Source organism: Saccharothrix xinjiangensis (genome assembly GCF_039527585.1).
Classification (GTDB): Bacteria; Actinomycetota; Actinomycetes; order Mycobacteriales; family Pseudonocardiaceae; genus Actinosynnema; species Actinosynnema xinjiangensis.
Genome location: NZ_BAAAKE010000021.1, coordinates 19,280 through 32,498 on the forward strand (window position 1 = coordinate 19,280; position 13,219 = coordinate 32,498).

16 protein-coding genes are annotated in these 13,219 nt (G+C 72.8%); 10 read left to right on the plus strand and 6 right to left on the minus strand.

All coding sequences use genetic code 11. The features are described 5' to 3' along the window. Positions 1-42: 42 nt before the first annotated feature. Genes ABD223_RS30810 through ABD223_RS30820 form a run of 3 tightly spaced genes read left to right on the plus strand, consistent with a single transcriptional unit; the run spans position 43 to position 2,574 of the window. A complete protein-coding gene (locus ABD223_RS30810) occupies positions 43-699 on the plus strand; it encodes a phosphotransferase (RefSeq protein WP_344040129.1) in 657 nt (218 codons plus the stop codon). 10 nt (positions 700-709) lie between these two features. Next, positions 710-2,086 (plus strand): WS/DGAT/MGAT family O-acyltransferase, encoded by a 1,377-nt coding sequence (locus ABD223_RS30815; protein ID WP_344040130.1) that lies wholly within the window; start codon positions 710-712, stop codon positions 2,084-2,086. Next, complete coding sequence (locus tag ABD223_RS30820) at positions 2,083-2,574, plus strand: DUF6912 family protein (RefSeq protein WP_344040131.1); 492 nt, start codon at positions 2,083-2,085, stop codon at positions 2,572-2,574. Before ABD223_RS30815 ends, ABD223_RS30820 begins: the two co-directional genes overlap by 4 nt. 228 nt (positions 2,575-2,802) lie before the next feature. Here the strand turns inward: ABD223_RS30820 and ABD223_RS30825 are convergent, their stop codons facing one another. Genes ABD223_RS30825 through aroA form a run of 3 tightly spaced genes read right to left on the minus strand, consistent with a single transcriptional unit; the run spans position 2,803 to position 5,500 of the window. Beyond that, positions 2,803-3,171: a VOC family protein gene (locus tag ABD223_RS30825; protein WP_344040132.1), complete on the minus strand. Its 369-nt coding sequence runs from the start codon at positions 3,169-3,171 to the stop codon at positions 2,803-2,805. A 51-nt stretch (positions 3,172-3,222) separates the two neighbouring features. Next, positions 3,223-4,233: a ribosome small subunit-dependent GTPase A gene (gene rsgA / locus ABD223_RS30830; protein ID WP_344040133.1), complete on the minus strand. Its 1,011-nt coding sequence runs from the start codon at positions 4,231-4,233 to the stop codon at positions 3,223-3,225. Position 4,234: 1 nt separating this feature from the next. After that, positions 4,235-5,500: a 3-phosphoshikimate 1-carboxyvinyltransferase gene (gene aroA, locus ABD223_RS30835; protein ID WP_344040134.1), complete on the minus strand. Its 1,266-nt coding sequence runs from the start codon at positions 5,498-5,500 to the stop codon at positions 4,235-4,237. A 97-nt stretch (positions 5,501-5,597) separates the two neighbouring features. Here aroA and ABD223_RS30840 point away from each other — a divergent pair, with 97 nt between their 5' ends. Beyond that, positions 5,598-6,359: an SOS response-associated peptidase gene (locus ABD223_RS30840; RefSeq protein WP_344040135.1), complete on the plus strand. Its 762-nt coding sequence runs from the start codon at positions 5,598-5,600 to the stop codon at positions 6,357-6,359. Continuing rightward, on the plus strand, positions 6,356-6,967 hold the full coding sequence (locus ABD223_RS30845; protein ID WP_344040136.1) for an alpha/beta hydrolase family protein: 612 nt from the start codon (positions 6,356-6,358) through the stop codon (positions 6,965-6,967). Before ABD223_RS30840 ends, ABD223_RS30845 begins: the two co-directional genes overlap by 4 nt. A gap of 10 nt (positions 6,968-6,977) precedes the next feature. Here ABD223_RS30845 and ybaK read toward each other — a convergent pair whose 3' ends face one another. Next, the gene (gene ybaK / locus ABD223_RS30850; protein ID WP_344040137.1) at positions 6,978-7,454 is read right to left on the minus strand and encodes a Cys-tRNA(Pro) deacylase; all 477 of its coding nucleotides are present in this window, start codon (positions 7,452-7,454) and stop codon (positions 6,978-6,980) included. Between the two features lie 301 nt (positions 7,455-7,755). On the opposite strand from ybaK, the gene ABD223_RS30855 reads away from it, so the two are divergent. The 3 genes from ABD223_RS30855 to ABD223_RS30865 all read left to right on the plus strand — a co-directional run bounded on the left by ABD223_RS30855 (position 7,756) and on the right by ABD223_RS30865 (position 10,265). After that, positions 7,756-8,382 carry a sigma-70 family RNA polymerase sigma factor gene (locus tag ABD223_RS30855; protein ID WP_344040138.1) on the plus strand — a complete coding sequence of 209 codons (627 nt, stop codon included), beginning with the start codon at positions 7,756-7,758 and terminating at the stop codon, positions 8,380-8,382. Beyond that, complete coding sequence (rsrA, locus tag ABD223_RS30860; RefSeq protein WP_344040139.1) at positions 8,379-8,780, plus strand: mycothiol system anti-sigma-R factor; 402 nt, start codon at positions 8,379-8,381, stop codon at positions 8,778-8,780. Before ABD223_RS30855 ends, rsrA begins: the two co-directional genes overlap by 4 nt. Before the next feature lie 162 nt (positions 8,781-8,942). After that, on the plus strand, positions 8,943-10,265 hold the full coding sequence (locus tag ABD223_RS30865) for a class I tRNA ligase family protein (RefSeq protein ID WP_344040140.1): 1,323 nt from the start codon (positions 8,943-8,945) through the stop codon (positions 10,263-10,265). A 472-nt stretch (positions 10,266-10,737) separates the two neighbouring features. On the opposite strand, the gene ABD223_RS43695 is transcribed toward ABD223_RS30865, so the two are convergent. After that, on the minus strand, positions 10,738-10,812 hold the full coding sequence (locus ABD223_RS43695; protein ID WP_096498094.1) for a 50S ribosomal protein bL37: 75 nt from the start codon (positions 10,810-10,812) through the stop codon (positions 10,738-10,740). A 108-nt stretch (positions 10,813-10,920) separates the two neighbouring features. Here ABD223_RS43695 and ABD223_RS30870 point away from each other — a divergent pair, with 108 nt between their 5' ends. Together ABD223_RS30870 and ABD223_RS30875 are read left to right on the plus strand one after the other, a co-directional pair. Further along, on the plus strand, positions 10,921-11,136 hold the full coding sequence (locus ABD223_RS30870; protein WP_344040142.1) for a biotin/lipoyl-binding carrier protein: 216 nt from the start codon (positions 10,921-10,923) through the stop codon (positions 11,134-11,136). Continuing rightward, a complete protein-coding gene (locus ABD223_RS30875; protein ID WP_344040280.1) occupies positions 11,137-12,615 on the plus strand; it encodes a sensor histidine kinase in 1,479 nt (492 codons plus the stop codon). Between the two features lie 125 nt (positions 12,616-12,740). On the opposite strand, the gene ABD223_RS30880 is transcribed toward ABD223_RS30875, so the two are convergent. Further along, positions 12,741-12,995 (minus strand): WhiB family transcriptional regulator, encoded by a 255-nt coding sequence (locus ABD223_RS30880; protein ID WP_053719541.1) that lies wholly within the window; start codon positions 12,993-12,995, stop codon positions 12,741-12,743. Positions 12,996-13,219: the final 224 nt, after the last annotated feature.

Consider the following 13,219-nt stretch of genomic DNA (forward strand, 5'->3'; position numbering starts at 1 on the left):
TTCGGGGCTTGTTTCTCCGCCGGCAATCATGATGATCGTCACATGACACCGCGCGACGAGGCGCACCGTCTGCTGGCCGCCGGTCAGGAGGCGGACGTCTACCTGCGTCCGGACGGCCTGCTGGTCAAGCGCAGCCGCGCGGGGCGCGACCCCGGACCCGAGGCCGAGCTGATGCGCTACCTGCGCCGGCACGGCCTGCCGGTGCCCCGGGTCGCCGACGTCTCGGGGGCGGACCTGGTCATGGAGTACATCCCCGGGCCGCGCATGTCCGAGGAGGTCGACGCGAAGCCGTGGCGGGCGGGCGCGCTGGGGCGGGAGCTGGCCGCGCTGCACCGCAGGCTCGACGACCTGCCCGCACCGGACTTCCTGCCCGGCGACGGCGGCCTGCTGCACCTCGACCTGCACCCCGGCAACGTCGTGCTCGGCCCGGAGGGCGCCGTGGTGGTGGACTGGGCCAGCGCCCGCCGCGGCGACCGCCGCGTCGACGTGGCGCTGAGCTGGATGGCGATGGCCGTGGCGCCGCTGCGGCCGCTCAAGCGGCTCGCCCGGTCCCGGCTGCTCAGGGGTTTCCTGGCCGGTGTCGACGGCGGGGTGCGCGCGGCCATGCCCGCCGCCGCGGCGATCCGGCTGGCCCGGCACCACCGCGACGAGGCCGAGGTCAGCGCCGTGCGGCGGCTCGTGGCGGATTGCAGCGACTAGCCTGGTCGGCATGCCCGACCGCCTGTCCGCGCTGGACGCCTCGTTCCTGTACCTGGAGGACGCCACGACGCCGATGCACGTCGGCGGGGTGGCGGTGTTCCGCCGGCCGCGCTCGGGCTTCGACTACGACCGGCTGGTCGGGCTGATCGAGGAGCGGCTGTCGCTGGCGCCCCGGTACCGGCAGAAGGTCGTGCACGTGCCGGGGCGCCTCGCGCGGCCCGTGTGGGTGGACGACCAGGACTTCGACGTCACCTACCACGTGCGGCGGTCCGCGCTGCCGAAACCGGGCAGCGACCGGCAGCTGCACGACCTGGTCGCGCGGCTGATGTCCCGCCCGCTGGACCACGCGCGGCCGCTGTGGGAGGTCTACCTGGTCGAGGGGCTGGCCCGGAACCGGATCGCGGTGGTCACCAAGACCCACCAGGCCGTGGTCAGCGGGCTGGGCGCGCCGGAGATCGGCCAGGTCATCCTGGACGTGTCCGCCACGCCGCGCCCGCCGGTCGAGTCGCTGTGGATGCCCGCGCCCGAGCCGAGCGGGGTGCAGCTGGTGGCGGACGCGGTGGCGGAGGCCGTGCAGCGGCCCGGCGAGGTCGTGGAGAACGCCCGCTCGGCGACCATGGACACGGTGGCCGCGGTGCGCAAGGTCGTCGGGCTGTTCGGCGGCCTGGCCTCGGCGGTGCGCACGGCCGCGACGCCCGCGCCCGGCAGCCCCCTGAACGTGCGGATCTCGCCGCAGCGGCGGTTCGCGGTGGCGCGGGCGCGCCTGGACGAGCTCCGCACCGTCCGCCGGGTGCACGGCGGCACGGTCAACGACGCCGTGCTGGCGGTGCTGACGGGCGCGCTGCGCACGTGGCTGCTGTCGCGCGGCGAGATCGTGACGGCCGGGACGACCATGCGGGCCATGGCGCCCATGTCGGTGCGCGACGACGAGGCGGGCGTGGCCGCGTACTTCGTGGACCTGCCGGTCGGCGAGCCGAACCCGGTGGTGCGGCTGCACCACGTGTCGCACGCGATGCGCGCGCACCAGGAGTCCGGGCAGTCGGTCGCGGCGCAGACGCTGGTGCGGTTCTCCGGCTTCGCGCCGCCCACCCTGCACGCGCTGGGCGCGCGGGCGGCGTCGTCGTTCTCGCGGAGGCTGTTCAACGTGGTGGTGACCAACGTGCCCGGCCCCCAGGTGCCGCTGTACGCGGCGGGCGCGAAGATGATCGAGATGTTCCCCGTGGTGCCGCTGGCCAAGAACCAGGCGCTGTCGATCGGGGTGACGTCGTACGACGGCGGGTTGTACTTCGGCTTGAACGCCGACCGCGACGCCATGTCCGACGTGGACGTGCTCGCGGCGATGGTGGAGGAGTCGGTGGAGGAGCTGATGGGAACGGTGTCCGCATGAGGGTGTACCTCCCGGCGACCGTCGCGATGTTGCGCGACCTGGTGGACCAGGGGCAGTTCGTTCCGGTGGGCGGGACGGGGTTCGCGTTGACGCCCGCGCTGCGCGAGTCCTACGCGGCCGGCGACACCGAGGAGCTGGAGTACGCGGCGATGCTCGACGCGGCGCGGGCGTCGTTGCGGCTGATCGCCGGCGACGAGAAGGCCGTGCCGCGGCGGGCGGTGGTGTCGGTGGACGTGGAGGGCGTGCAGCTGCGGCCTGACCTGGACTTCTCGGTGGTGAAGTTGTCGGGGCCGGTGCCGGTGAAGCAGGTGGCCGCCGTGCACCTGGACACGGGGGAGGCGGAGGACGACGTGCGCGCGGCGGCCGAGGTGATCGACGCGGCCGACCTGGGGGATCCGGACGCGGAGTTCACGCTGGGCGGGGCGGAGGACCACGAGCTGGCCTGGTACGCGCTCCAGGAGCTGCCGTTCGTGCTGGAGCTGATGTAGGCGCGGCGGTGGTGACCGGTCGCGGGGGTCCCGGTGGGACTCCCGCGACGCCACCACTGGCCTGGAATTGTCGTACCCCGCCGGTAAGGTAAAAGCAGGGGTCCCTGAGCGGGGACTCCTGCGAAGCGTTCATGCGGCTCGGAGCGTTCGTGCGCCTCGGAGCGTTCACCCGGCTCGAAGTACCCACCCGGCGGTGCTCGCGGTGCTCGTCGGCTTCGCCAGGCCCCCTCACATCCCCGGCGCCGGCTCCCACAGCTCCACCCGGTTGCCCTCCGGGTCGACGCACCAGCCGAACCGCCCGAACTCCGAGTCCTCGGTCTGCGGCAGCACCTCGACCCCGTGCGTGCGCAACCGCTCCAGCACCAGCACCAGGTCGTCGACCCGGAAGTTGATCATCACCCGCTGCCCGGGTTCCCCGAAGTAGTCGGTGTCCTGCGCGAACAGCGCCAACGTCGTGGTCTCCGCCCCACCCCAGTGGAACGTCACCGCGCCGCCGTCGCTCATCGGGACGCCCAGGGTCCTGCGGTACCACTCGGCCAGCCGCGCGGGGTCGCGGGCGCGCAGGAACACCCCGCCGATGCCGGTCACCTTCGCCACGACCGCGCACCGTACTACCGCCGACCCCGCTCGCACGGACGGGTGATCGGCTTAGTCGTACTCCTCCAGCTTCCCGCGCGACTCCAGCAGCCTGCGCAGCGACGCCAGCCGCCCCGGCGTCGCCTCGCCGGTCTCCACCAGCGCGTCCAACATGCAGCCCGGGTCCTCCGGCGCGCCCTGGTGCCCGCACCCGGACGGGCACTCCTCGGCCATCGCCCTCATGCCCGGGAACGCCGCCACGATGTCGTCCGGCGTGATGTGCGCCAGCCCGAACGACCGGATGCCGGGCGTGTCGACGGCCCACCCGCCGCCGGGCAGCGGCAGCGCCACCGTCTGCGTCGACGTGTGCCGCCCCTTGCCGACGCCGCTCACCACGCCCACCGCGCGGTTGGCGTCCGGCACGAGCTTGTTCACCAGCGTCGACTTGCCCACCCCGGAGTGCCCGATCAGCGCCGACAACCGGTCGGTCAGGCGCTCCCGCAGCTCCGCCGGGTCCTGGTCGGACCGCGTCACCACCACCGGCAGGTCCAGCTCCGCGTACGCCGCCAGCAGCTCGTCCGGCGGCGCCAGGTCGCTCTTGGTCAGGCACAGCAGCGGCTGGAGCCCGCCCGCGTACGCGGCGACCAGGCAGCGGTCGATGAACCCGCGTCGCGGCTGCGGCTCGGCCAGCGCCGACACGATCACCAGCTGCTCGGCGTTGGCGACGACGACCCGCTCGAACGGGTCGGTGTCGTCGGCGGTGCGGCGCAGCACGCTGCGGCGCTCGTCGACGCGCACGATCCGGGCCAGCGTGTCCGGCTGCCCGGTGGTGTCGCCGACCAGGCCGACCTGGTCGCCCACCACCACCGGGGTGCGGCCCAGCTCCCGCGCCCGCATCGCGGTGACCAGCCTCGACGGGTCGTCGCCCACCGCGCACGTCCACCGGCCCCGGTCCACGCCGACGACCATGGCGGGCACCGCGTCCGCGTGCTCGGGCCTGCGCTTGGTGCGCGGCCGGGTGCCCTTGCCCGGCCGCACCCGCACGTCCGACTCGTCCAGCCGCCGCCAGTCGCCGCGCGCCACGTCAGCGCGCTCCCAGCAGGGTCGACCACATCCCCGGGAAATCGGGGATCGTCTTCGTCGTCGAACCGATGTCGTCCACCGCCACGCCCTCGACCACCAGCCCGATGATCGCGCCCGCCGTGGCCATGCGGTGGTCGGCGTAGGCGCGCCACGGCCCGCCGCGCAGCGGCCGAGGCGTGATCACCAGGCCGTCCTCGGTCTCCTCCACCTCGCCGCCCAACCGGTTGATCTCGGCGGCGAGCGCGGCGATGCGGTCGGTCTCGTGGCCCCGGATGTGCGCCACGCCGCTGATCCGCGTCGGCCCGTCGGCCAGCGCGGCGAGCGCCGCCACGGTCGGCGTCAGCTCGCTCTCGTCACGCAGGTCCACGTCGACACCGGTCAGCCGGTCGGGCCCGGTCAGGGTCAGGCCACCGGCGGCCAGCTCCACGCGGCACCCCATGCGCTCGAACAGCTCCCGCACGGCCCCACCGGGCTGCGTGGTGCGCTCCGGCCAGCCCGGGACGGTCACCGAACCGCCGGTCACCGCCGCCGCCGCCAGGAACGGCGTCGCGTTCGACAGGTCCGGCTCCACGTGCCGGTCGCGGCCCGCGATCGGGCCCGGCGCCACCCGCCACACGTCCCGCGCCGAGTCGTCCACCTCCACGCCCGCCTCGCGCAGCATCGACACGGTCATCCCGATGTGCGGCAGCGACGGCACGGGCCTGCCCGAGTGCCGCACCACCACCCCGTCGTCGTAGCGGGCGCCGGACAGCAGCAGGCCCGACACGAACTGGGACGACGCCGACGCGTCGATGGTGACCTCGCCGCCCGGCACCGCGCCCGTGCCCCGCAGGGTGAACGGCAGCGCGTCGCCCTCGACGTCCGCGCCCAACGCGCGCAACGCGTCCAGGATCGTCGTCATCGGCCGCACCCGCGCGTGCTCGTCGCCGTCGAACGCGACCTCGCCGACGGCCAGCGCCGCCGCCGCGGGCAGGAACCTCATCACCGTGCCCGCCAACCCGCATTCCACCCGCGCCGGCCCGCGCAGCGGACGCGGCGTGACCAGCCACGACCCGTCCGGCCCGTCGTCGACGCCGACACCCAGCGACCGCAGCGCGGCCGCCATCAGCAACGTGTCACGGCTGCGCAGCGGGGCGCTCACGGTGGACGGCCGATCGGCCAGCGCGGCCAGCACCAGCGCCCGGTTGGTGATCGACTTGGAACCGGGAACGGGTACCGTCGCGTGCACGGGGCCTTCGGCGGTGGGCGCGAACCACTGCTCAGTCATGCGTCGATGATCCCGCATGGCCACCCGGACGGCTCGCACCGGGCCTTCCGACGTGCGACGATGACCGTCGGAACTGATCGTTGTGGGGTGATGGGTCGTGTGCGGCAGGTACGCCTCCACCAAGAACCCGGCGCTGCTGGCCGCCGAGTTCGACGCGGTGGACGGGACCGAGGGCGAAGCGCCCGGCCCCGACTACAACGTCGCGCCCACCAAGCGCGTGCTCGCCGTGGTCGAGCGCCACCCCCGCGACGACGAGGGCACCCCCGACCCGGACCGCCTGGAGCGCAGCGTCCGCGTCATGCGCTGGGGCCTGGTGCCCCACTGGGCCAAGGACACCTCCGGCGCCGCCAAGATGATCAACGCGCGGTCGGAGAGCGTGCTCGACAAACCCTCCTACCGCGACTCCGCGGCCAAGCGCCGCTGCCTCATCCCCGCCGCCGGCTGGTACGAGTGGCAGCCCGGCGAGGGCCGCAAGCAGCCGTACTTCATCAACCCCGGCGACGACTCCAGCATCGCCATGGCCGGCATCTGGTCCGTGTGGTGGCAGCAAGAGGGCGACGAGCGCAAACCGATCATCACCTGCGCGGTGCTGACCACCGACGCCATCGGCGAGATGACCGCCGTGCACCACCGCATGCCGCTGGTGCTGCCCCGCGACCGCTGGCAGGCGTGGCTCGACCCCGACCTCGCCGACCCGAAGGACCTGCTCGCGCCCGACCGCGACCTGGTCGACGCGCTGGAGCTGCGACCCGTGTCGATGCGCGTCAACAGCATCAAGAACAACGACCCGTCGCTGATGGCCGCGGTCGCCCTGGGGGAATCCGAGAAACCGGAGCCCACCTTGTTCGAGCTGTCATGACCTCCCGGGTGGTCGACACCCCCCACGGCCCCGCACGGGCCGAACTGCACTGCTCGCCCGGCGGCCGGGCGGCACTGCTGCTCGGGCACGGAGCGGGCGGCGGGATCTCCGCACCCGACCTCGTGGCCGCCACCCGCGCCGCCGTCGACGTCGGCGTGCACGTCGCCCTGGTGGAACAGCCCTACCGCGTGGCCGGCAGACGCGCGCCCGCACCCGCCAAGCAGCTCGACGCGGCGTGGCTCGCGGTGGCCGAGGAGCTGTCCACCGGCTGGTTCGACGACCTGCCCCTCGTGTTCGGCGGGCGCTCATCCGGCGCCCGCGTCGCCTGCCGCACGTCCGCCGAGGGCCAGGCGGTCGCGGTGATGTGCCTGGCGTTCCCCGTGCACCCGCCCGGCAAGCCCGAGAAGACCCGGCTGCCCGAACTGGACGCCGTCGAGGTCGCCACCCTGGTGGTGCAGGGCGAGAACGACCCCTTCGGCCGCCCGTCCGCCGCGCACCACCGCGAACTCGTGCTGCTGCCCGGCGCCCACGACCTCAAGGCCGACCTGGAGGGCGTGCGCCGCACCGTGGGGGAGTGGCTCGACCGCGTGCTCAGGCCCCTGGACTGAAACCCCGCCGTCAACCGGAGATCGGCGCCACCACCGCCTGGGTCAACCGCACCAGGTCCGCGGGCGCGATCTCCACCTCCAGGCCGCGCCGCCCCGCCGAGCAGTAGACCGTCCCGAACGCCTCCACCGAGGCGTCCACCACCACCGGCAACCGCTTCTTCTGGCCCAACGGCGAGATGCCGCCCGCCACGTACCCGGTCGCCCGCTCCGCCGCCGCCACGTCGGCCATCCTCGCCTTCTTGCCCTTCAACGCCGCCGCCAGCGCCTTCAGGTCCAACTGCCCGGTCACCGGCACCACGCCCACCGCCAGCTTGCCGTCCACCTCCGCCACCAACGTCTTGAACACACGTTCAGGTGAGATCCCGAGCGCCTCCGCGGCCTCCAGCCCGTAGGACTCGTGCCGCGGGTCGTGCTCGTAGGCGTGCAGCTCGTGGGCCACCTTCTGCTTGTCCAGCAACGCGGTGGCGGGCGTACCACGTCCGGCCATGATCGCGCACCCTAATGGAGGGAATGCCCGCCGCGGCGAGCGCGTTCTTGAGGACGTGGTTACCGAGGTGAAGGACCAGCAGGGCGCGCAGTCGGCCAACGGGCAGTCGACCGACGAGCGGCCGACCACTGAGCGGCTGACCACTGAGCGGCCGACCAACGGGCGGCCGGCCACCGGGCGATCGGTCAAGGCGCGCCCACCACGTGGCTCGGCTCACTGCCGTCCCACCGCCCGCCGCGTATCCTCGAAGGCGTCTCAGACGACGTCCACCGCGCTGACCGGCAGGTGGGAAGGGAGCGCGGTGCCAGCCACGCGAACGCAGGTCACGCCTAGCGACGAGACCTCGGACGAGCGAGCAGCCAGGTTCGAGCGCGACGCCATGCCGCTGCTGGACCAGCTGTACTCGGCTGCCCTGCGGATGACCCGCAACCCGGCCGACGCCGAGGACCTGGTGCAGGAGACCTTCCTCAAGGCGTACGCGGCGTTCCAGTCGTTCTCCGAGGGCACCAACCTCAAGGCCTGGCTGTACCGGATCCTGACGAACACCTACATCAACGGCTACCGCAAGAAGCAGCGCCAGCCGCTCCAGCAGCCGACCGACGAGATCACCGACTGGCAGCTCGCCCAGGCGGAGAGCCACACGTCCACGGGCCTGCGGTCCGCCGAAGTGGACGCGCTCGACCGGCTGCCGGACTCGGACGTCAAGGACGCCCTCCAGAGACTGCCCGAGGAGTTCCGGATCGCCGTCTACCTCGCCGACGTCGAGGGCTTCGCGTACAAGGAGATCGCAGACATCATGGGCACCCCGATCGGCACCGTGATGTCCCGGCTGCACCGGGGCCGCAGGCAGCTCCGCGAGCAGCTGGCGGACGTCGCCCGCGAACGCGGCTTCCTCCGCGACGGCCAGCGCGAGGTGGCGGGGCGATGAGCTGCGGCGAACACCACAAGACCGACTGCTCCGAGGTCCTGTCCGAGGTCTGGCTCTTCCTCGACCACGAGTGCGACCAGAAGCGCAAGGAACTCCTCCAGACCCACCTGGACGAGTGCCACCCGTGCCTGGAGCAGTACGGCATCGAGGAGCAGCTGAAGGCGCTCCTGGCCCGCAAGTGCGGCGGTGAGCACGCGCCCGAGGAGCTGAAGCGCCGCCTGCGCGCCCACCTGTTCCGGGCGACCGGCGAGGGCACGGTCGAGGTGGAGGTGGAGATCACCACGACCACCACCAGCGCCTCTCCTCCGTCTGCTGCGCCGTCCTCGTCTTCTGCCTCCCCGTCTTCTGCGCCCTCCTCCACGTCCTCCGCGTCGTCTTCTGCGTCGTCCTCGGACTGAAGCGACCCCACCGAGCGGCGCCGGACCCCTCTGGGCCCGGCGCCGCTCGTTCTCACCGGTGGGGCCCGTAAACCCCGGTGCGCCCGGCACGACACCGTTGCTACGGTCGCGCGGTCGTACAGGGCTGTGCCGGGTTGTGCGGGTCGATGCCGGGGAGGGCCGATGTCGCGGTTCTACGTGACCACCTCGAACCTGGATCCCGTGCGAGCCGACGTGCTGGCCCGCCACCGCCGCCTGCGCGGCGACCGGGTGCGCTTCCTGCTCGTCTCACCCACCCGCGACACCCGGGACCTGCTGGCGCTGTCGTCCACCGACACCGTCGACCCCTCCGACACCGGGCACCGGGCCGGGGTGTCACGGCTGTGGCGCGCGTGCGCCGCCGCGGGCGACCTGAACCGGGGGCCGGGCGACGAGTGGGCGTTCCGGCTGTCCAGGCACACCGGGCGGCTCCGCGAACTGATCAAGACCGGTGAGCTGCGCATCGAACCCGCCACCCGCCGCGACGAGGTGCTGGCACTGTTAGCCGCCGAACCACCGGACGTCCGCGCGGCCGGCCCCGATGACCAAGGCGCACCCGTGCCCGACCACCCCGGCCTGGCGCTGGAACCGTGGTGGGACGCGGCAACCGGCGTGACCGGCCTGGGGTACGGCGCGGACAGCCCCAACCACCGGCGCTGGTGGCTGGAGGGCGACCGGCGGGTGCACGTGGTCGACGCGGACGCCCTGCGGCCCCACGCCGTGCTCTGGCCGGCGGTGCTGCTGTCAGCCGGACTGCCGCCACCCACGGACATCTACATCCACGACCCCGCCGCCGCCCTCGACCTCACCGACCTCACCGACCTGGCCGACCGCCACGGCGCCGACGCCGTGCGCTGGTGGCTGCTGCGCACCGCACCAACCCCTGCCGGCCGCCAGCCGCCCCCGACCACCCGCCCGGCGGCTCCCACCAGCGGCCCGGCGGCTCCCACCAGCCACCCGGCGACTCCTTCAGGCCCTCGGGCGGCTTCCCCGGACCGCTTGGTGGCCCTCGCCAACGACGACCTGGCCGGCACCCTCGGCGGTCTCGTCGACCGCGTCACCACCATGGTCCACCGCTACCGCGCCGGTAAACCGCCCGTCGCCCTTCCCCCGCCGGACGCCGAGGCCCTGCTCACCGCCTGCCGAGCCGCGCCCGACCAGGTCAACGAGGCGCTGGCCGCGTTCGACTTCCGGCAGGCCACCGACGCGGTGTGGCGGATCGTCGAGCAGGCCGGCCGCTACGCCGACCGCGCCCGGCCGTGGGACCTGGCCCGTGCCGATCGCGCCGGTGACCGCGACGCCCGCGACCGGCTCGACGCCGTGCTCGCCGTGCTGCTCACGGCGTGCCGTGTGCTGGCGACCGAGCTGACGCCGTTCCTGCCGACGCTCGCCGCCGGCATCGCGGGGCAGTGCATCACGCTGACGGATTCGCTCGCTGCGCCTCGGGCCTTGTTCCCTCGGCGGTGAGGTGCGGCGGTGGCAGTGGCGGGTGCGGCGGTGGCAGCGGGGGGTGTGGCAGTGGCGGTGGCGGGTGCGGCAGTGGTGAGGGGCGGCAGTGGTGGGGCAGGTCGCTGGTGAAGGTGGGCTGCCGGTGAGGGTCGGTTCGGGCAGGTGGCTGGGACCTGGGGTCGTGGGGGTGGTTGCTCGGGGCCTCATTTCATTCTCAACCGATGGGCGTAACAGCGTTTCCGTACATGTTCGGGGCCGGCTTCACCCGGTTGTGTGACCGAGCACCGAGGCACCCGGAAGTCGAAGCACCGAAGCGCCCAAGATCGCCAACCGCCCCGATGATGCCGCTCGAACCGCCCGTCCGCCCGCCGAACCGACCCCTAACCCGCCCCTACCCCACCCACGCCACCACCGCCGAGCCCCAGAAAACCGAAGGCCCCGGGAGCCGCAGCTCCCGGGGCCTTCGCACACCACACCGTCGAACGACGGGTCAGGCGTTGGGGCGCTTCCCGTGGTTGGCGCCACCCTTCTTGCGGTCGCGGCGCTTGCGGGCACGCTTCGACATGGGGTTCTCCTAGTGCTCGAACTACCTCCCATCAGTGTGTCACGACCCCTCATCCGCACATCACCGGCCCTGAACCGTGGTTGGATTGGACCCGATCGAAGGAGGGCCATGGCCGAGGAGATTCGCGCCGAGATCGTCGCCAACGTGGCGCAGATCGCCGTCAAGGAGGGCGACCAGGTCGACCACGAGACCACGGTCGTGGTGCTCGAGAGCATGAAGATGGAGATCCCGGTCCTCCCGGAGGGCTCCGGCAGGATCACCCGCATCGCGGTCGCGCCCGGCGACGTGGTGCAGGAGGGCGACCTGATCGCGGTGGTGGAGTAGCTGTCCACGCTCACCGACCTCCTCGCCGAGCACACCAAGCTGTCCGGCGCCGCCGTCGACCACCTCCAGCTGGTCGTGGCCGAGTGGCAGCTGCTCTCGGACCTGAGCTTCGCCGACTTCCTCATGTGGGTGCCGCTGGACGACCGCGAGTTCCTGTGCGTCGCGCAGGCCCGGCCGACGACGGCGCCGACGGCGCACCCCGAGGACGTCGTGGGCAGCACGGTCGACGTCGACGAGCACCCGCAGCTGCGGCGGGCCATGGGCGAGCAGCGGATCTGCCGCGAGGAGGACCCGCGCTGGCACCTCGGTGTCCCGGTGCGCCGCGAGGCCATCCCGGTCAAGCGGAACGACGAGGTCATCGCGGTGCTCAGCCGCAACACGAACCTGGCCGTGCCGCGCGTGCCCAGCCCGCTGGAGATCTCCTACCTGGGCAGTGCCGCCGACCTGTGCCAGATGATCTCCGACGGCACGTTCCCCACCACCGAGCCGTCCCCCGACGTGCACACGAGTCCGCGCGTGGGTGACGGCCTGATCAGGCTCGACGCGTCGGGCGCGGTGGTGTTCGCGAGTCCCAACGCGCTGAGCGCCTACCACCGCATGGGTCACGCGTCCGACCTGGTGGGCGTGCACCTGGCGCCGTTGACGCGGTCGCTGATCGGTGACCCGTTCGACGCCACGGAGGTCGCCCAGCGCATCCGGGCGGCGCTGGACGGCCAGCCGTCGATGCGCATCGAGGCCGAGTCGCGCCGGGGCGCCGCGGTGCTGTTCCGGGCGTTGCCGCTGCGGCCCCGGGGCAGCGCGGCGGGCGCGCTGGTGCTGTGCCGGGACGTCACCGAGGTCCGCCGCCGCGACCGGGCGCTGATGTCCAAGGACGCGACGATCCGCGAGATCCACCACCGGGTGAAGAACAACCTCCAGACGGTGGCCGCGCTGCTGCGGTTGCAGAGCCGCCGGACCAGCAGCGAGGAGGCCCGCGAGGCGCTGGCCGAGTCGGTGCGCCGCGTCACCTCGATCGCCCTGGTGCACGAGACGCTGTCGATGTCGGTCGACGAGCGGGTGGACCTGGACGAGGTGGTGGACAAGGTCATCCCGATGATGTCCGACGTCGCGGCCACCGAGTCGCAGGTCGTGGTGCGGCGGGACGGCCCGTTCGGCATCGTGCCCGCCGAGCTGGCCACGCCGCTGGTGATGGTGCTGACCGAGCTGGTGCAGAACGCGTTCGAGCACGCGTACGCGGCGGGTCAGCGCGGCGAGGTCGTGGTGCACGCGGAGCGCTCGGCGAAGTGGCTCGACGTGGTGATCTCCGACGACGGCAAGGGCCTGCCGCAGGGCTTCTCGCTGGAGCGCACCGACCGCCTCGGCCTCCAGATCGTGCGGACCCTCGTGGAGTCCGAACTCAGGGGCTCGTTGAGCTTGCGACGCCGGCCCAAAGGCGGTACAGAGGCGGTCCTGCGCGTACCCCTCAGGGCACGGCGTTAGACTGCTACCCGTGCACACGTGACGACCTGCCTCAGCGGAGTCACGTGGTCATGCGGGAGGGTGTGCAACACAAACGAAGGGCCCGACACCTGGCACGGTGTCGGGCCCTTCGCTTGCTGCTTGGCTCAGGCGTTGCTGCGAGCCCGGGTGCGAGCGTTGCGGCGCTTGAGGGCGCGACGCTCGTCTTCGCTCATCCCGCCCCACACGCCGGCGTCCTGGCCGCTCTCCAACGCCCACGAGAGGCAGTCGGAGACGACGGGGCAACGGCGGCAGACGGTCTTCGCCTCGGCGATCTGCAGGAGCGCAGGACCGCTGTTCCCAACGGGGAAGAACAGCTCGGGGTCCTCGTCGCGGCAGATCGCGCGGTGGCGCCAGTCCATTGGAACTACTCCTCAGCTAGGCGCGCAAAGGCGCGCCGGTCGTCAGCGGTCGGTTTTGGGGTGCTTGTGAATGCTTTCACGAACGCCACGGATGTCAAGGGTTTAGCACTAACCCGGTGAGTGAACTCACCCGAAAGATCGACTGAGTTCACCCGTGGTTTCACGGAGAGGCATCTCTACCAGCAAGAACATCGCGGACAGGTAGCGCGACGGTCACGCCACGG